We start from the raw sequence: 17,369 nt of genomic DNA, 5'->3' as shown, positions 1-17,369 counted from the left end.
CATAAGGAATAGTTATCCTAGCAGCAAGTGTGGCATTGAGGAAATCAATTATTCCTATGCCACCGATAGGCAACACCCTTTCATGCCTTGAATCCCAACTGTTTCATCGCGGCGGTCAGCGTCTTCGCCGCCTTGGCGTAGCCCGCCCAGGGCACGTTGCCGCGGTCCAGCCGCGTATGCACATTGGTCACGTTCCACTGGTCGCCCGATGTCAGGGACGTCAATTCGTCCCATGCGACCGGCACCGAGATGCCCAGGCCAGGACGCACCCGGGCCGCCCAGGCGCAGACCGTGGTGGCGCCCTGCCCGTTCCTCAGGTAGTCGATGAAGATCTTGCCGACCCGGTTCTTGGCGCCGCTCTTGAAAGCGAAGCGTTCCGGCAGCGTCGACGCCAGGTGCTTGACGATGGCCTGCGAGAAGGCCTTGACCGTGTCCCAGTCCTTGCCGCCCTTGATCGGCACCACCACGTGCAGGCCCTTGCCGCCGCTGGTCTTGAGGAAGTTCGGCAGGCCGAGTTCGTCCAGGAAAGCATGCATCAGCTGGGCCGCTTCCTGCATCGTATGCCACTCGACGCCCTCGCCCGGGTCGAGGTCGAACACCATGCGGTCCGGCTTGTCGTAGGCCTTGGCCGTCGCGTTCTGGGTGTGGATCTCGACCACGTTCCATTGCGCGGCCGAGAGGATGCCTTCGACGCCGGCAATGGTGAGCATCGGCGGATGGCCGGGATCGAGCGCCTCGTCCATGTGCTTTACGCCCGGCATCTTGCTCACGTCCGCATGCTTCTGGAAGAACAGCTCGCCGCCGACGCCGGCCGGCGCACGCACCAGCGATACCGGCCGCCCCTTCAGGTGTTCCATCATCAGTTCGCCGACCAGGGCGTAGTAGCGGATCAGGTCCAGCTTGGTGGTGCCGGTCTTCGCGTCGATGACGCGCTCGCCGTGGGTGACCTTCATCGTGGCCGGCAGCTTGCCCGGTGGCGCGACCGGATCGGCCGCAGGATCGACCACATCGTCCGCGGCGGCGGGCGCGACTTCCTCGATCGGCCTGGCGACCTCGCGCGTGATGCCCTTGGCCGGCTTGTCGCTGCGCAGGCCCTGGAACACCGGGTGGCGGATCGAACCGGTATTCGTCCACTCCGAGAAACTGACCTCGGCGATCAGCTTCGGCTTGACCCAATGGTGTTGGCGTCCCGGGACCGAGCGCGGCGGGAACGGACTCTCGTCTGTATCGAGCGCCTTCAGCTTCTTCGTGATCTCGCGCAGGCTCTCGGCATTGAAGCCGCTGCCGACGTTGCCGCAATAGCGCAGCACGCCGTCCTTGTCGTAGGTGCCGAGCAGGAGCGAACCGACGCCCTGGCGCGAGCCCTTCGGATCGGTATAGCCGCCGATCACGAATTCCTGGCGCAGGCCGCACTTGAGCTTGATCCACTCGGGCGAGCGGCGCGAGACGTAGTGCGAATCGCGCCGCTTGCCGATCACGCCTTCCAGCCCGATCTTGCAGGCGGCGACGACCAGGCCTTCCGGATCGTTGCCGAACTCGCCCGAAAAACGCACCTTGTCGGACGCCTCCGCCTGGGCCAGCGCGCCTTCGAGCAGGGCGCGGCGCTCGACCAGGGCCACCTCGCGCAGGTCGTAGCCGCCGAGGTAAGGCACGTCGAACAGGAAGTACAGGATGTCGGTCGCATGGCTGCCGTCGAAGGCGAGCTGCAGCATGCCGAAGTTGGGCCGGCCGTTGGCGTCGTGGACGACGATCTCGCCGTCGTACCAGCCGTCGGGCAGCTTCATGCGCTCGAGCTCTTCTTTCAGCGGGCCAAGCTTGTCGGTCCAGTCGTTGTTGTTGCGGGTGATGAGGCGCGCCTCGCCGTTTTCGATGCGGGCCAGCATGCGGTAGCCGTCGAACTTGACCTCGAATACCCATTCTTCCGGGTCGGGCGGCGCGCCGTCGACCAGCGTGGCCAGTTCGGGCGCGAATTCCTTCGGCAGCTTCGCTTCGACAGCGCCCTCGGGCAGGCCGGGCGTCGTATCGGCATCCTTCGCGGCCAGCTTCGCCACCGCCTTTGCCGCCGCCGCGTCCGCTTTTGCCTTGGTGGTGCGCCCGGACTTGGTCGCCCTGGCTTTTGCCGGCGCCTTGGCCGAGGTGTGCGGCATCGGCAGGCTCTTGACGCTGTCGGGCATCTCGTCGACCACCGAGAACTCGGCTGCCGGACGGGCGTAGTCGTCTTTTTCCTTGATCAGGAGCCAGGATTCCTGGCGCTCGTCGCCGCGCCCCTTCATGCGCACCAGCACCCAGTTGCCGTGCATCTTGTGTCCATGGATGCGGAACTTCAGGTTGCCGCTGCGGTAGCCCTTGTGCGGGTCGTCCAGCGGCTCCCAGGTGCCCTTGTCCCAGATGATGACCTTGCCCGCGCCATACTGTTTCTCGGGGATGGTGCCCTCGAAGTCGGAATACGAGATCGGGTGGTCCTCGACGTGCACGGCCATGCGCTTGTCGTGGGTATCGTAGCTGGGGCCCTTGGGCACGGCCCAGCTCTTCATCACGCCGTCGAGCTCGAGCCGGAAATCGTAGTGCAGGCGGCTGGCCCAGTGCTTCTGGATCACGAAACTCAAGGCGTCCTTGCCGGGGTCGCCGCCTTCGGCAGGCTCGGAGGTGATCGAGAAATCCCGCTTGGCTTTGTATTCCTTCAGGGCGTCTGGCATGGCGGGCTCCTGCGAACTTCGATGTACCCAGTCTAGAGCGCCCTGCCCGGCCCGACTGTACGGCAGCTAACGATCGGCGCCCAATGCGCCGGCGCCGTCGATTGTAACGGGATGTAATAAGCGTCAACGTTGGCAAAACGGCCCGCGTTATCGGCTCAGTAGCACCGGAATTCCCCAGAACGGGACGTCCCCATTTTTCCAACTAATGAAGGAAAGACACCATGAGCAAAATCGTCGCTACCCTGATTGCAGGCCTGTTCGCCACCTCGGCATTTGCCCAGACCAGCGCAACCCACAGCGCCACGCCGGCTGCCAAGGCCGAGGCCAAGGAAGCCAAGGATGTCGCGAAGGCCGATGCCAAGGTAGAGAAGGCCCAGGCCGAGGCGAAAGCCGACGTCGCCGAGGCCAAGGCCGATGCCGCCAAGAAGAAGGCCAAGGCCGAGAAGAAAGCCACCAAGGAAAAGGCGGAAGCCAAGGCCGATGCCGCCGAACAGAAGGCCGAAGCCAAGCACGACGCGGCGGATCACAACACCACCACCGCCGCCTCCACCAAGTAAAGCCGCTCGAGCTCCCCTCCATATACCCAAAAAAGACAGGGCCTGCCCTGTCTTTTTTTCGCCATCCATTTTTCTACCCGCTTTATCACGGCGTCGATGGCGTTTTTGCGCTCATGCGCCACGCATGCTCTACAATTGTTCGACTTCACATGACGAAAGAAGCGCCATGCACAAGATCGTCTTCCTCGACCGCGACAGCCTGATCGCGACGCTGCGCCCGCCCGCCTTTGCGCACGACTGGCAGGACTATCCCGCCACCGCCCCCGACCAGGTGCTCGAACGCCTGCGCGGCGCCAGCATCGCCGTGACCAACAAGGTGGTGCTGCGGGCCGACGTCATCGACCGGCTGCCCGACCTGAAGATGGTCGCGGTGGCCGCCACCGGCACCGACAACGTCGACCTGGCGGCCTGCCGCGCGCGCGGCATCGCGGTGGCGAACATCCGCAATTACTCCCTGGTGTCGGTGCCCGAGCACTGCTTCACCCTGATGCTGGCCCTGCGCCGCAACCTGCGCGCCTACGTCGCCGACGTCGAGGCCGGGCGCTGGGAGCATTCGAACCGCTTCTGCCTGCTCGATCATCCGATCGGCGACCTGGCCGGCACCCGCCTGGGCATCGTCGGCTTCGGCGCGCTGGGCCGGCGCGTGGCGCAGATCGGGCAAGCCTTCGGGATGCAGGTCTGCACCACCTCGCGCTCGCCCGTGAACGAGCCCGGCATCACCGAGCTGGCGCTCGACGAACTGCTGGCGACCTCGGACGTGATCAGCCTGCACCTGCCGCTCTCGCAGCAGACGCGCCACATGATCGGCGCGCGCGAACTGGGCTTGATGAAGCCGACCGGCCTGCTGATCAACACCGCGCGCGGCGGGCTGGTGGACGAAGCGGCGCTGGCCGAGGCGCTGATGCGGCGCACCATCGGCGGCGCCGGCTTCGACGTCCTGAGCCAGGAGCCGCCGGGGCCGGACAATCCCCTGCTCGGGCTGCGCCTGCCGAACTTCATCCTCACGCCGCACGTGGCCTGGGCCAGCGCGGGGGCGATGCAGACGCTGGCGGACATGCTGGTCGAGAATATCGAGGCCTGGGAAAGCGGTCGGCCGACGAACGTAGTGTTGTAGTTCCCCGCTGATCAGGCCGTACAGCGGTGGGTTCGAGAACCCACCCTACGTTCTTTGGCCGGGTTGTAGTGGGTTCGAGAACCCACCCTACCGGCGTCGTAGGGTGGGTTCTTGAACCCACCAATACAACGTTTGCGCCCCCGGCGCGTCCGAACCACCAACCTCAGTGGGTTCGAGAACCCACCCTACGTTCTTTGGCCGGGTTGTAGGGTGGGTTCTCGAACCCACCGCCCAATACCTCAATACGTCCCCGGCAACAGGATGTTCCGGTCCACGTGGCGCACGTCGCGCAGGCCGCAGAAGGCCATGGTCAGATCGAGCTCGTTGCGGATGATCTCGAGGCAGCGCGCGACGCCCGCCTCGCCCATCGCGCCCAGGCCGTAGAGGAAGGGCCGGCCGATGTAGACGCCTCTCGCGCCCAGCGCCAGCGCGCGGATCACGTCCTGGCCCGAGCGGATGCCGCCATCCATGTGCACCTCGATCCGGCTGCCGACGGCGTCGACGATCCCGGGCAAGGCGCGGATGCTCGAGGGCGCGCCGTCCAGCTGGCGGCCGCCGTGGTTCGAGACGATCAGCGCGTCGGCGCCGCTTTCGACGCACAGGCGCGCGTCCTCGGCATCCATGATGCCCTTGATGATCAGCTTGCCGCCCCAGCGCTCCTTGATCCATTCCACATCCTTCCACGACAGCGCCGGGTCGAACTGCTGCGAGGTCCAGGACGACAGCGAACTCATGTCCGAGACGCTCTTCGCATGGCCGACGATGTTGCCGAAGTGGCGGCGCGGCGTGCGCAGCATGTTCATGCACCAGCGCGGCTTGGTGGCCAGGTTCATCAGGTTCGGGATGGTCAGCTTCGGCGGCGCCGTCATGCCGTTGCGGACGTCCTTGTGGCGCTGGCCCAGCACCTGCAGGTCCAGCGTGAGCACCAGCGCCGAGCAGTTGGCGGCCTTGGCGCGGTCGATCAGGCGGTTGATGAAGTCGCGGTCCTTCATCACGTAGAGCTGGAACCAGAACGGCTTGGTGGTGCGCGCGGCCACGTCCTCGATCGAGCAGATGCTCATCGTCGAGAGCGTGAACGGCACCCCGATCTTCTCGGCCGCACGCGCCGCCAGGATCTCGCCGTCGGCATGCTGCATGCCGGTCAGCCCGGTCGGCGCCAGCGCCACCGGCATCGCCACTTCCTGCCCCACCATCGTGCTCTTCAGGCTGCGGTCGACCAGGTTCACCGCCACCCGCTGCCGGAACTTGATGGCGGCGAAGTCGCTCTCGTTGGCGCGGTAGGTCGACTCGGTCCACGAACCGGCGTCGGCATAGTCGTAGAACATGCGCGGCACGCGCCGCCTGGCCAGTACGCGCAGGTCCTCGATGGTCGTGATGATGCTCATGCGTGCAGTTTCCTCTCGTCGTTGGATAGTCCGTTGGTCCTCGCCTCGGCCGCCACCAGGGGCAGGTCGAGGATGAAGACGGTGCCCGCACCGGGCGCGCTGTCGATCCGGATTGCGCCGCCCAGCAGCGAAGTGGCGATGGTGTGCGCGATGCTCAGGCCCAGGCCGGTGCCGCCCTGCCCCATGCGCGTGGTGAAGAAGGGGTCGAACACGCGCGCCAGGTGTTCCGGCGCGATGCCGCCGCCGTCGTCGGCGAAGCGCAGCTGGACCCAGCCGGCGCCGACCTGGTGCGCCGACAGCCGCATGTGGCCGCCCGGCGCCTCGAAGGCATGCAGCAGCGCGTTGTTCACGAAGTTGATCAAGACTTGGCCGAAGGGTCCCGGATAGCTGTCCATCGCGATCCCCTCCGGCACCTCGACCTCCAGGCTGTGGCCGGCCAGGCGCACCTTGTTCATCATCGTCGCCGCGATTTCCTGGCAGGCGCGCGCCAGGTCGAAGCGGCGGCGCTGGGCGCTGCCCTGGTCGACCGAGACCTGGCGGAAGCTGTTCACCAGCTCGGCGGCCTGGTGCAGGCTGCGCTGGATCAGCGCGAGCGCTTCGCGCGACGCGCCGATGTAGCCGGCCAGCTCGGAGCGGCGCAGCGCCGCCGCTTCGAAAGCATGGTCGAGCGCGAGCGTCTTCTCGTGCAGGGTGCTGGCCATCAGCAGGCTGTTGCCGATCGGCGTATTCAGTTCGTGGGCGACGCCCGCCACCAGCGAACCGAGCCCGGCGAGCTTTTCCTGGGCCGCGAGCTGGGTCTGGACGTCCTTCAGCTGGCGGTAGGCCTGGGCATTGTCGAGCGCGACGCCGACATACGCGGCCAGGGTGCGCAGCATGTCCAGGTGCACGCGCTGGTAGGCGCCGCGCGTGTAGCTCTGCACCGCCAGGGCGCCCAGCACGCGCTTGCCGGCCAACACCGGCACGTAGAGCAGCGCGCGCGGCGTGCGGCCGTCGGCGGCCCCCGGCAGCACGGTGGCCGCCACCTGGGCCGGGGTGGACGCCGGCAGGTAGCGCACCGCTTCGGTGGCCAGGTCGTTGATGAAGACCTCGCGCCCGTGCTCGACGCACCAGGCGGCCAGCGAGTGCGGGTCGCGCCACGCGCGCCGGTCGGGCGCGCAGCGCTTGCCGTCGACCACGGCGTACGGGATGTCGAGCGCATCGTCGCCGGCGCGCGCCACCGCCACCCCGAACACCTGGGCCTCCATCAGCACCTGGACGTGCTCGTGGAGGGTATCCATGATGGCGTCCATGTCGAGGTTGGCCGTCAGGCGGCGCCCGATGTCCGACAGCAGCGCGATATTGCGCCGCGCCTGGTCGGCCGCCTCCTGCTGCTGCTCGGCTTCGCGCTTGCGCCGCTCGGCGGCGTCCTTCTGCAGCAGCAGTTCGGCGGTGCGGGTGTTGACCTCGCGCTCCAGCAGTTCCTTCTGCTGCACCAGCGCGCGCACCCGCAGCCAATAGACGCCGAAGGCCGCCGCGCCGGCCAGCGCCAGCGCCAGCAGGCGGAACCACCAGGTCTTCCACCACGGCGGCAGGATCGTGATCGACAGCGTGGCCGGCGCCTCGCCCCACAGCCCATCCTTGTTGCTCGCGCGGACGCGGAACACATAACTGCCGGGATCGAGGTTGGTATAGCTGGCGAAGCGCTTGCCGGCATCGGTCTCGACCCAGTCCTCGTCGAAGCCGTCGAGCCGGTAGGCATAGCGGTTGCTGCCGGGATCCGCGTAGTGCAGCGCCGCGAATTCGAGCGAAATCACGGCGTCGCGGTGCGACAGCGTGAGCGCCCCCGCCTGCGGCAGGGGGCGCGGCTTGTTGTAGACCAGGAAGTTCGTGATGCGCACCACCGGCGGAAAGGGATTGTCGCGGATCGCATCGGGCTGGAAGGAGCTCAGGCCGTTGGCGCCGCCGAAGTGCAGCTGGCCGTCCGGCCCGCGCGCCGCCGAAATCGACGAAGTAGCTGCCGTCGAGCAGGCCGTCCTTGGCCGTGTAGTGCTTGTAGCGGCCGCTGGCCGGGTCGAGCCGGCTGATGCCGACCGTGGTGCTGGCCCACAGCCGGCCCTGGCCGTCCTCGAGGATGGCGCCGATCGGCACCGCCTCGCGGGTATCGGTGATCGTGTAGTAGCGGAAGGCCGGCTCGCCGTCCGCGCCGCGCTCCATGCGGTGCAGCCCGCCCGCCGTGCCGACCCAGAGTTCGCCGCTGGTGGAGACCAGCACGTCGTGGACGCGGTTGTGGCGCAGGCTGGCGGGCTTGCCCTCCTCGTGGCGGTAATGGGTGAACACGCCGCTGGCGCGGTCGAAGCGGTCCAGTCCATTGTCGGTGCCGATCCAGAGGATGCCGTCGTGGTCCTCGGCCATGGCGAACAGGCGGTTTTCGCCGAGGCCGGCCGGATTGCCGGGATCGTGGCGCCAGGAGGCGCCAACCTTCAGGTCCGCGCCGAGCAGGTAGAGACCGGCGCGCGAGACCACCCAGAGGGCGCCGTCGCGCGTCTTCATCACCGCCTGGACCTGGGCGGCGTTCCCGTCGGGACCGAGGTCGACGCGATGGAAATCCCCGCCGTCCTCGTCGCACCAGGCGAGGCCGGCGCCGGTGCCCACCCACAAGCGGCCGTCGACCAGCGACACGCTGTGCACCACGTCGCTCGGCAGCGAGCCGGCGCGCTGCGGGTCGTGCCGCAGCTGCCGCGTACGTTCGCTGGCCGGGTCGAGCAGCAGCAGGCCGGCGCCGGACGTGCCCATCCACAGCTGGCCGTCGGCGCGGGCGACGACATCGCGCACCTTCCGGAAGCCGGTCTGGCCGCCGTGCTGGTCGCCGTGCTGGTCGCCGCGCTGGTAGCCGAACTCGGGGGCGTAGCTGAACCGCGAAAAGCCGCCGCTGGCCAGGTCGGTGCGGCTCACGCCGCCGAAACGGGTGCCGACCCAGAGCGTACCGGTGCGGTCGATGCGCACCGCCGCCACCTGGTTGTCCGACAGGCTGTGCTGGTCGAGGGGATGGTTGCGGTAGGAGACGAAACGGCCGCTGGCGGGATCGCGCCACTTCAGGCCATCGAACTCGGTGCCGACCCACAGCGTACCGCCGGCGTCGTGGTACAAGGCCTGGATGCGCAGGTCGCCGACGCCCTCGCCCGCCTCCACCTTGCGCCGCCGCGGCTGGCCCGCACCGAGCCGCCACTCCTCCAGCCCGCCCTCGGTGCCGACCCACAGCGTCTCGCGCGGCCCCATCGACAGCGACAGGATGCGCGCGCGGCGTGGATCTTGCGCGCCGGAAGGCACCCGTACGAGACTGTCCGCGCCCGGGGCGAGGCGCGCCAGGCCGCCGGCCGTGCCGACCCAGAGGCTGCCCTCGGTGTCGAAGGCCAGGGCGTTGACGATGCCGTCGCCCGCCTCCCCCGGCTGGCTGTCGGGGTAGCGCAACGCGGCAAAGGCGCCGGAGCGCGGATCGAAGCGTTTCAGGCCGTCGCTGGTACCGAGCCAGAGGACGCCCTGGCGGTCGGCCGCGATCGCGTTCACGCTGCGGTTGGCCTCCTGTCCGGCGCCGGGCGCGAGCAGGGAGTAGCGGACGAACTTGCCGCTGGCGGGGTCGAAGCGCGCCAGGCCGCCCTTGGTGCCGAACCAGAGGCGGCCCTCGGCGTCCTCGAAGGCGGCGTTGATGAAACCGTCCGGCAGGGAGGCCGGATCGTGCGGATCGTTGCGGTAGACAGTCAGGCGGTAGCCGTCATAGCGGTTCAGGCCGGCCTGGGTGCCGAACCACATGAAGCCCTGGCGGTCCTGCAGGATGGCGAGCACCGATTCCTGGGTCATGCCATTCTCGATCGACAGGCGCTCGAAGCGCAGGCTGCGCGCCGAGGTGGCGTTGGCGGCGCCCGGCGCGCCCAGCGCCGCGGCGAGCAGCGCGTTGAACAATACGCCGGCCAGCACGCACAGCACGGTGCGCGCCGCACGGCCGCGCGCGCGCCTGGTAAACCCCAGCATGATCATCCGGTTCGCATCCGATTCGAAGAGATGCGTTTAATCTACCAGAAGGCCACAAAGAGTTGTAATAAATTAAGACTTCCCCGAATAACATGCGGCTGCTATAATGCGTGCATCGGGCGGCTGTAGCTCAGCTGGATAGAGTACTTGGCTACGAACCAAGGGGTCGTGGGTTCGATTCCTGCCAGCCGCACCAAGAAACACGGAAGGCCAGATCGCAAGATCTGGCCTTTTTCGTTTTCCGGGCCCGGCAAGGGCGCAATGCGGGGTCCACCACCAGGCAATTCGATGGCGCCACGCCGGGGACGTACTCTCCTGCCACAGCGATTTTGTCATCATTCCAATCAAGACTTCCAAAAAACAACAAGTGCCGCTATAATGCGTGCCTCGGGCGGCTGTAGCTCAGCTGGATAGAGTACTTGGCTACGAACCAAGGGGTCGTGGGTTCGATTCCTGCCAGCCGCACCAACCAACACGGAAGGCCAGATCGCAAGATCTGGCCTTTTTCGTTTTCCGGCCCGCCGTCCTCGGTGCGGCGCCACCCTCCCCGCCTCCGTTTGCCTTTGCACCGTCAACTTGCCGCGCCCGCTTCCTGGCCTGCTGCGCAGCAGCGCTTGCGCCGCGCGCGACGGTGGCCGGAAGCCGCTTCGCACGGTTTTTGACACCATCGCAATTAGCGCTTCCATAATCGGATCGGCCCCGCTATAATGCGTGCCTCGGGCGGCTGTAGCTCAGCTGGATAGAGTACTTGGCTACGAACCAAGGGGTCGTGGGTTCGATTCCTGCCAGCCGCACCAACCAACACGGAAGGCCAGATCGCAAGATCTGGCCTTTTTCGTTTTTCCGCGCCACCCCGCACACTGCATCGATTCCTTCCGTTCTTTCATGGCGCCCGGTGCCGGCGCGCCGCTCACGCACGCCGGGCCGTCCCGAACCCGCGGCGCAGCCTGTTTTGCCACAGTCGCAATTGGCGCTTCCATAATCGGCCCGAGCCCGCTATAATGCGTGCCTCGGGCGGCTGTAGCTCAGCTGGATAGAGTACTTGGCTACGAACCAAGGGGTCGTGGGTTCGATTCCTGCCAGCCGCACCAACCGTTTCAAGGAAAAGGCTCAGAAGAAATTCTGAGCCTTTTTTCTTTCCGCCTCGCCTGTTTTGCTTTCCCGCCCGGCGCTTGGCGAGATTGGTCCAGTCCACCCCGCTCCAGTCAAGCGATTCGCTTAAACGAGGCTTAGCTCTGCGCCGGAAATCCACCCGCATTTTTGTAGGATGGCGCTGACGCTATCTGAGCAATGCCTGTGGTCTTTTTCTCAATAAACTCATCAAGCTACCCTTCCCTCTAGCGCGCCGCGTTTTCTGTCGCCGCAAGGCATTTGTTCCTGCACGACAAAGTTGTCGCCTGCGCGTCACATCTCAGCATGGGTTGCGCGCACTCCACGCCCGTTTGCTAGCATAAAAGACCCCGATTGCCATACCGGCCGCATGACGCGGCCGGCTTCCAGCGTGAGGTAGCCATGAAAAAATCGTTAATCGCAGCAATCGTGTTGGCAGGCGCGTCGTTCGGATCGACGGCGGTGCAGGCCCAGGTCATCGGCGACTCGCCACAGGCGCTCGACCTGGTCGACGACACCGCCGCCTATTTCGGCGACACCCTGGGCGAAGGCAACAGCGGCAGTACCTTTGCGGACCGCTTCACCTTCACCATCGACTCGACCGTGGGCATCAATGTCGACGCCATCGTCGGTTCGGTCAGCCGCAGCCCCGACGTCGGGCTCGACATCACGGGCCTGTGGCTGTTCGACGGCAACGACAACCTGCTCAGCCAGGGTAGCGCGCTGCAGTCGGGCGCGGCCGATGTGTGGCGGGTCGCCGGCGGCAACCTGAGTTCGGGCGACTACTACCTGCGGGTAAACGGCACCATGGTCTCGAACGATGCAGCCTCGTTCGGCGGCGCCGTGATGCTGATGCCGGTCCCCGAGCCCGAGACCTACGGCATGATGCTGGGCGGCCTGGGCGTGCTGGGCTACCTGGCGCGCCGCCGCAAGACCAAGCAGGGGTAGCGGCGCGCGTTGTGCCGCGCGTTGTGCAACGCGTTTTGCCAACCTTCGGCGCCCGTCCGATGGCGCAAAAAAAACGGAGCCGCGCCAGCGTCTCCGTTTTTTTCCTTCTTCCTGCGCGCTTCCGGTTCAGGTGCGCAGCTTCTTGATGATGCTGCGGTTGCCCAGGATCTCCTCGATCTGCTCGAAGCGCACCGGCTTGACCATGTGATGGTCGAAGCCGGCCTCGAAGGCCAGCTGGCGGTCCTTTTCCTGGCCCCAGCCGGTGACCGCGATCAGGGCGGTCATGGCGCCGCAGGACAGCTTGCGGATGCCGCGCGCCAGGTCGTAGCCCGACATCTGCGGCAGGCCGATGTCGAGGAAGGCGTAGTCCGGGCAGAAGCGCGCCGCCGCCGCCAGGGCGTCCGGGCCGTTGTGGGTGATGACCACGCTGTGGCCCATGGCCGTCAGCAGCGCGCCGATGCTGTTGACGAAGTCGACGTTGTCGTCGGCCAGCAGGATGCGGTAGGTCTCGGTGCTGATGAAGGCGGCCGGGGTCGGCTTGGTCGGCAGTTCCGGCTCGACCACGATCGGCAGGCGCACCGTGAAGCAGCTGCCGCTGCCCAGTCCTTCGCTGCGCGCGGTGATGGTCCCGCCGTGCAGCTCGACCAGCTTGCGCGCCAGCGACAGGCCGACGCCCAGGCCGGCATTGGTGCGCTCCAGGGTCGAGTCGACCTGGACGAACATCTCGAACACCGAGTCCAGCATCTCCGGGGCGATGCCGATGCCGGTGTCCGATACCTCCAGCACCAGGGTCTTCTCCTCCACGCGGCCGGCGAGCGTGACGCGCCCGCCGCGGTTGGTGTACTTGGCGGCGTTGTTCAGCAGGTTCGAGAGGATCTGCGCCAGGCGCGTGGCGTCGCCGTGCAGGAACACCGGGCGGTCCGGCAGGTCCAGCACCAGTTCGTGGCCGTGCAGCTCGATGTAGGAGCGCACCACCTCGAGGGCGTCGTTGACCACCGCCTTCAGCTCAACCCGGCCCATCTTGATCGCGAACTTGCCGGTGTTGATGCGCGAGACGTCCAGCAGGTCGTCCACCAGGCGCACCATCTGGCGCAGCTGGCGTTCCATGATGTCGGTGGCGCGCTGGGTGGCCTGGGCGTCGCCGCTGCGGATGCGCAGGATGTCCAGGCCGGTGCGGATCGGCGCCAGCGGATTGCGCAGCTCGTGCGCCAGCGTGGCCAGGAATTCGTCCTTCCTGCGGTCGGCCACGATCAGCGCCTGCTCGGCCTTCTGGCGCACGTCCATTTCGTGCTCGAGCGTGCGGTTGGCGTTCTGCAGGGCCTCGGCGCGGCGCCCGATCTCGGCCAGCATGTCGTTGAAGGCCTCGACCAGCACCCCGATCTCGCCGCTGTCGTGGCCCGGCACGCGCAGCGTGAAGTCGCGCCGCTGCATCACCTGGCGCGCGACGTTGGTCACCGCCTCCAGCGGACGGGTGATGGCGGCCTGCAGGCGCGAGGCGACCAGGGCCGCGATCACCAGCGCGCCCAGCATCACGCCGCCCAGGATCGCGCCGTAGTTGAGCAGGCGGTCGACCAGGCCGTAGCGCGAGCGCAGGTAGACGGTGCCGACCAGTTCGCCGTTTTCGACGATGTTGTGCCAGACCTCGAGCCCGCCGCTGTCGATGCGGTAGCCGGCCGCGCGCGGACGCGCCGGCAGCGCCTGCTCGGCGCCGGCCTTGACGTAGCTGGCGAAGCGCGAACCGGAGGCGGTGAAGACGGCGCCGGCCAGGATCTGCGGACGCGCGCGCAATACCGCCAGCTGCTGCTGGGCGGTCCTGGCGTCGGAAAACGCCAGCGCCGGCGCGGTGACGCTGGCCATGATCTCGGCCTGGGTCGAGAGGTCGTCGATCCACAGGCGCTGGAAGGTGCGCAGGTCGAGCACCAGCATGGCGATCGAGGCCGACAGCAGGGCCGCCAGCGTGGTGAACACCGCCATCTTGACCAGCTTGCTGCGGACGGAGCCGCTATCGTGTGCGTTCATGACGACGCTCCCTTCACGACGCGGTTGGCGACGGTGAGCAGTCGCGAACTGAGTTTCACGTTGTTCCTCTCTGCGGAGTCGAGCGAGACGTCGAAGCGCACGCGCTCGTCGACGATCCTGAAATTGATGACGCTGCCCTGCTGCAGGCCGAGATCGCACTCGGTCACCGGCAGCAGCGCCGCCGGGCCGCTCCTGAGCACGCGGCCGGCGCGGGCACTGTCGCTGCCGGCGACGAACAGCAGGTGCACGGAGCCGCCCTCGCCTTCGCGCAGCGCGCGCACCACGACCGGACGGCCGGCCACGTTGCGTCCGGCGACCACGCGCGCCAGCTCGGCCGCCATCTCGTCGGAACCGATCACCCCGATCGTCACCGGCGAGCCGGCGTCGGGGAAGGAAGCGGCCGGGAACTCGGCGTAACCCAGGAATTTATAGAGGAAGGCGGCCTTCACGCGGCGTTCGAGCGCGTGGCCGGCGCCGCCGTTCTGGGCCAGCGCCGGCGGCGGCACGACGGCAACGGCCGCGAACAGGGCCGCGGCGCAGGCCAGCGTCCAGCCGGCCAGGCGCCAGGGGCGGCGCCTGCCCGGCACGGGGGAAAATAAAAGTCGGTGTCGAATCATGGGCCGCGTTCAGAATTGCAGGATCGCGCTCGCCGTCAGGCTGCGCTCGAAGGTCTGGCGCAGGCCGGGCACGCCGAATTCGGCGTGTTTGTCGTGCAACAGGTTGCGCCCGACGAGGGCGAGTTCGAGATTGGGCCTGGCCTGCCAGGCGATCCTTGCGTCGAGCTCATGATATCCCGGCACGGCCGGTTCCGGCAGGCCGCCGATGTGCCGCAGCGACAAATCGAGCTGCAGGCCGGGCGCCAGCTCATGGGCCGAACGCAGGCTCCAGGTGTGTTTCGGGTCGTTCGCCGCCAGCCCGGCGACGCCCGAACGGTCGCGGCTGTCGGCATTGGCGCCGATGTCGATGTCCTGAACCACCGCGCCGCCGGACAGGCGCCAGCCGCGCATCGGCTGCCAGCTGGCCCAGGCTTCCAGGCCGCGCGCTAGGCCGTCGGCGCGGTTCTCGAAACGCGCCGGCAGGCCCGGGCGCAGCTCCAGCGTGCGCAGGCGGTCGTAGTCGCTGTAGAACAGGGTGGCCGACAGCGACAGCGAAGATGCCGGCTGGGCACGGTAACCCAGCTCGATCACCCGCGCCGTCTCGGCCTGGAAATCCGGCCCGCCATCGATGGCATAGCGCGGCCTGCCGTCGGAATTGGCGCCGGCGACCACGCGCAGGTCGCGGTCCAGGCGCGAAGGCGCGCGCACCGTGCGCGAGGCGGCGGCCCACAGCAAGGTGTCCGGCGCCGCGTTCCAGGCCAGGCGCGCGCTCGGCAACCATTCGAGTCCGGTATACACGTTGTGCTCGGCCTTGGCCCCGGCCGTGAAGCGCAGCGTGTCGGCCAGGCGGATCTCGTCCTGCACGAACAGGTTGGCCCAGCGCAGGTTCTTGTTTTCCGGGACCACGCGCAGCCACGGACTGCTGCGGATGCGGTCATGGCTGATCCGGTAGCCCCCGCCCCAGGCCAGGCGCTGGCGCGCGCCGATGCGCAGGTCGTGCTGGACCTCGATGTCGGCGGTGTCCAGGCGCTGGCTGCCGACGGGTTGGTGGCGCCGGCTATGGTCGAGATAGGCCTGGATGCGCAGGGTCGAGCCCGCACCCAGGCTGCGCACGCTGCGCGCCAGCAGGTTGGCGCCGCTGATCGTGGTGGACGGCTGGCTGGATTCGCCCAGCGTGCCCTCGTAGAGGTCGCCGCTGACGGTGACGCTGTCGCCGCCCTGCTCCCAGTCGGCGCGAAAGCCCGCCTGGCGGCGGCGCCAGCCGGTGCCTTGCCCCTGCCCGCCCTCGCTGGCGACGTCGTCGCGATGCACGGCCTTGGCGTAGACCCGGTAATGGCCGCCGGCGCCGAGGGTGCCGCCGTGGCGCAGCGAACCGCTGGCGCCGCCCTGGCCGCCGCGCACGACCAGCTGGTTGCCCTGGGTATCGCCGGCGGCGCGGGTGATGATGTTGATGACGCCGTTGACCGCGTTGGCGCCCCAGATGGTCGCGCCCGGGCCGCTGATGACCTCGATGCGCTCGATGTCGGCCATGACCACGTCCTGGGTATCCCAGAACACCCCCGAGAACAGCGGCGAATACACGCTGCGCCCGTCGATCAGGACCAGCAGCTTGTTGGACAGGGTCGAGCCGAAACCGCGCGCGCTGATCGCGTAATCATGGGCATCGGCGCGCGCCACCAGCAGGTTCGGCGCCAGGCGCAGCGCCTCGGGCAAGGTGGCCGCCCCGGAGCGGCGGATCTCGGCGCCGCCGATCACATACACCGAGGCCGGCGCGGCGGACAGCCGGGTTTCCTGGCGCGCCACAGAAGTGACGACGATATCGGCCAATTGCTCGAGCGAATAGTCGGCCAGCGTCCCGCCCTCCTGGGCCCCGACCTCCGAACAGACTGTAAGCAAGCCCAGCAAGACACGACTCGGCAGACGTTTTTTTAGCATATTTGCCATGGTAAAACATTTTGTAACATGTACCAAGCGCGTGCACCCAGCCGTGCGCGGCCTGGCGCGACTGTCCAACAGCCATCACGCGCTTAATACAGCCCAGCCATACAACCCAGCCATATGGCCGAGCCATATAGCCAGGCTATAACCGTCATTACGAATAAAAATTGGAGATTTCTGTTGCACAGCAGCATAATCCTACCTGTCTCCTCTATTCCCCTTAGGAAATAGATTCAGCCCGCTCCTCATCGAGCGGGCTTTTTTTTGCCTGAACGGCGGGGCCGGCGCTATCATCGGTGGTCTTGCCTCATCGGGAGACTGCCGTGGAAGACCTGCCCAGCGCCGCGCATCCTCCAGAACTCGAGTTCTGGTTCGAGTTCGGCAGCAACTACAGCTACCTGGCGCTGATGCGCGTCGAGGCGCTGGCCGCCCGCAACGGCGTCGTCCTGCGCTGGCGTCCCTTCCTGCTCGGCCCGGTCTTCCGCCAGCTCGGCTGGAGCACCTCCCCGTTTGTCCTGCAGGAAGCCAAGGGCCGCTACATGTGGCGCGACATGGAACGCGAGGCGCGCAAATACGGCTTGCCGTTCGTGCGGCCCTCGGTCTTCCCGCGCAAGGCGGTGCTGCCGATGCGCGTGGCGGCGCTCGGCGCGCAGGAAGCCTGGATGGGCGCATTCTGCCGCCGCGTGATGCGGCAGAACTGGGTCGAGGACCTGGACATCGACGCCCCTGCCAACGTCCTGCGCGCGCTCGACGGCCTGGTGGACGACCCGCGGGGCGTCGTCGCGGCGGCCCTGCTGGAGCCGAACAAGGCGCGCCTGCGCGCCAGCACCGAGGAAGCGCAGGCGCGCGGCGTGTTCGGCGGGCCGACCATGTTTGCCGGCGACGAAATGTTCTGGGGTAACGACCGCCTCGAGGATGCGATCGCCTGGGCGGCCTCCGGACGACGCTGAGACGTGCGCACCGGCAACGCAAGCGCGCCGACGGTGCGCCGCTATTTAGTG

10 protein-coding genes, 4 tRNA genes and 1 pseudogene are annotated in these 17,369 nt (G+C 67.6%); 8 read left to right on the top strand and 7 right to left on the bottom strand.

The features are described from left to right. Positions 1-80: 80 nt before the first annotated feature. A complete protein-coding gene (gene ligD / locus ACFOPH_RS03780; RefSeq protein ID WP_379733613.1) occupies positions 81-2,696 on the bottom strand; it encodes a DNA ligase D in 2,616 nt (871 codons plus the stop codon). A 221-nt stretch (positions 2,697-2,917) separates the two neighbouring features. Between ligD and ACFOPH_RS03775 the strand changes: the two genes are divergently transcribed. Both ACFOPH_RS03775 and ACFOPH_RS03770 read left to right on the top strand, forming a co-directional pair. Next, positions 2,918-3,253, top strand: coding sequence for a hypothetical protein (locus tag ACFOPH_RS03775; RefSeq protein ID WP_312552045.1), 336 nt, complete (start codon positions 2,918-2,920; stop codon positions 3,251-3,253). Between the two features lie 166 nt (positions 3,254-3,419). Next, positions 3,420-4,367, top strand: coding sequence for a D-2-hydroxyacid dehydrogenase (locus ACFOPH_RS03770; RefSeq protein WP_312552043.1), 948 nt, complete (start codon positions 3,420-3,422; stop codon positions 4,365-4,367). A gap of 239 nt (positions 4,368-4,606) precedes the next feature. Here the strand turns inward: ACFOPH_RS03770 and ACFOPH_RS03765 are convergent, their stop codons facing one another. From ACFOPH_RS03765 to ACFOPH_RS03755, 3 genes and pseudogenes are all read right to left on the bottom strand, one after another. Continuing rightward, positions 4,607-5,752, bottom strand: coding sequence for an alpha-hydroxy acid oxidase (locus ACFOPH_RS03765; protein WP_312552041.1), 1,146 nt, complete (start codon positions 5,750-5,752; stop codon positions 4,607-4,609). Continuing rightward, the gene (locus tag ACFOPH_RS03760; protein ID WP_379733610.1) at positions 5,749-7,629 is read right to left on the bottom strand and encodes an ATP-binding protein; all 1,881 of its coding nucleotides are present in this window, start codon (positions 7,627-7,629) and stop codon (positions 5,749-5,751) included. Before ACFOPH_RS03760 ends, ACFOPH_RS03765 begins: the two co-directional genes overlap by 4 nt. Positions 7,630-8,131: 502 nt before the next feature. Then, positions 8,132-9,586, bottom strand: a pseudogene (locus ACFOPH_RS03755) (ligand-binding sensor domain-containing protein); the annotation flags it as partial. 290 nt (positions 9,587-9,876) lie between these two features. Here ACFOPH_RS03755 and ACFOPH_RS03750 point away from each other — a divergent pair. The 5 genes from ACFOPH_RS03750 to ACFOPH_RS03730 all read left to right on the top strand — a co-directional run bounded on the left by ACFOPH_RS03750 (position 9,877) and on the right by ACFOPH_RS03730 (position 11,815). Then, positions 9,877-9,953: transfer RNA gene (locus tag ACFOPH_RS03750), tRNA-Arg, on the top strand. Positions 9,954-10,148: 195 nt separating this feature from the next. Then, positions 10,149-10,225 (top strand) — tRNA-Arg (locus ACFOPH_RS03745). Positions 10,226-10,477: 252 nt separating this feature from the next. Beyond that, positions 10,478-10,554, top strand: a tRNA-Arg gene (locus ACFOPH_RS03740). Between the two features lie 217 nt (positions 10,555-10,771). Next, positions 10,772-10,848: transfer RNA gene (locus ACFOPH_RS03735), tRNA-Arg, on the top strand. Positions 10,849-11,269: 421 nt separating this feature from the next. Further along, the gene (locus ACFOPH_RS03730) at positions 11,270-11,815 is read left to right on the top strand and encodes an FxDxF family PEP-CTERM protein (protein ID WP_312552668.1); all 546 of its coding nucleotides are present in this window, start codon (positions 11,270-11,272) and stop codon (positions 11,813-11,815) included. A 126-nt stretch (positions 11,816-11,941) separates the two neighbouring features. Here ACFOPH_RS03730 and ACFOPH_RS03725 read toward each other — a convergent pair whose 3' ends face one another. Genes ACFOPH_RS03725 through ACFOPH_RS03715 form a run of 3 tightly spaced genes read right to left on the bottom strand, consistent with a single transcriptional unit; the run spans position 11,942 to position 16,335 of the window. After that, the gene (locus ACFOPH_RS03725) at positions 11,942-13,834 is read right to left on the bottom strand and encodes a hybrid sensor histidine kinase/response regulator (RefSeq protein ID WP_379733608.1); all 1,893 of its coding nucleotides are present in this window, start codon (positions 13,832-13,834) and stop codon (positions 11,942-11,944) included. Continuing rightward, positions 13,831-14,451: a YfiR family protein gene (locus ACFOPH_RS03720; protein WP_379733606.1), complete on the bottom strand. Its 621-nt coding sequence runs from the start codon at positions 14,449-14,451 to the stop codon at positions 13,831-13,833. The genes ACFOPH_RS03725 and ACFOPH_RS03720 overlap by 4 nt, the downstream gene beginning before the upstream one ends. Positions 14,452-14,460: 9 nt before the next feature. Then, complete coding sequence (locus ACFOPH_RS03715) at positions 14,461-16,335, bottom strand: TonB-dependent receptor plug domain-containing protein (RefSeq protein WP_379733604.1); 1,875 nt, start codon at positions 16,333-16,335, stop codon at positions 14,461-14,463. A 356-nt stretch (positions 16,336-16,691) separates the two neighbouring features. Here ACFOPH_RS03715 and ACFOPH_RS03710 point away from each other — a divergent pair, with 356 nt between their 5' ends. Then, the gene (locus tag ACFOPH_RS03710) at positions 16,692-17,318 is read left to right on the top strand and encodes a 2-hydroxychromene-2-carboxylate isomerase (RefSeq protein ID WP_379733602.1); all 627 of its coding nucleotides are present in this window, start codon (positions 16,692-16,694) and stop codon (positions 17,316-17,318) included. The last annotated feature ends 51 nt before the right edge of the window (positions 17,319-17,369 follow it).

Origin of the sequence: Massilia haematophila (genome assembly GCF_042647645.1) — a bacterium.
GTDB lineage: Bacteria > Pseudomonadota > Gammaproteobacteria > Burkholderiales > Burkholderiaceae_D > Telluria > Telluria haematophila.
The sequence above is the reverse complement of the archived record's forward strand: the minus strand, read 5'-3'. Positions and strand labels throughout refer to the sequence as shown.

Coding starts and splice junctions, on each gene's coding strand:
- ligD (WP_379733613.1), bottom strand. CDS start 2,696: ATGCCAGACGCCCTGAAGGAATACAAAGCCAAGCGGGATTTCTCGATC.
- ACFOPH_RS03775 (WP_312552045.1), top strand. CDS start 2,918: ATGAGCAAAATCGTCGCTACCCTGATTGCAGGCCTGTTCGCCACCTCG.
- ACFOPH_RS03770 (WP_312552043.1), top strand. CDS start 3,420: ATGCACAAGATCGTCTTCCTCGACCGCGACAGCCTGATCGCGACGCTG.
- ACFOPH_RS03765 (WP_312552041.1), bottom strand. CDS start 5,752: ATGAGCATCATCACGACCATCGAGGACCTGCGCGTACTGGCCAGGCGG.
- ACFOPH_RS03730 (WP_312552668.1), top strand. CDS start 11,270: ATGAAAAAATCGTTAATCGCAGCAATCGTGTTGGCAGGCGCGTCGTTC.
- ACFOPH_RS03725 (WP_379733608.1), bottom strand. CDS start 13,834: ATGAACGCACACGATAGCGGCTCCGTCCGCAGCAAGCTGGTCAAGATG.
- ACFOPH_RS03720 (WP_379733606.1), bottom strand. CDS start 14,451: ATGATTCGACACCGACTTTTATTTTCCCCCGTGCCGGGCAGGCGCCGC.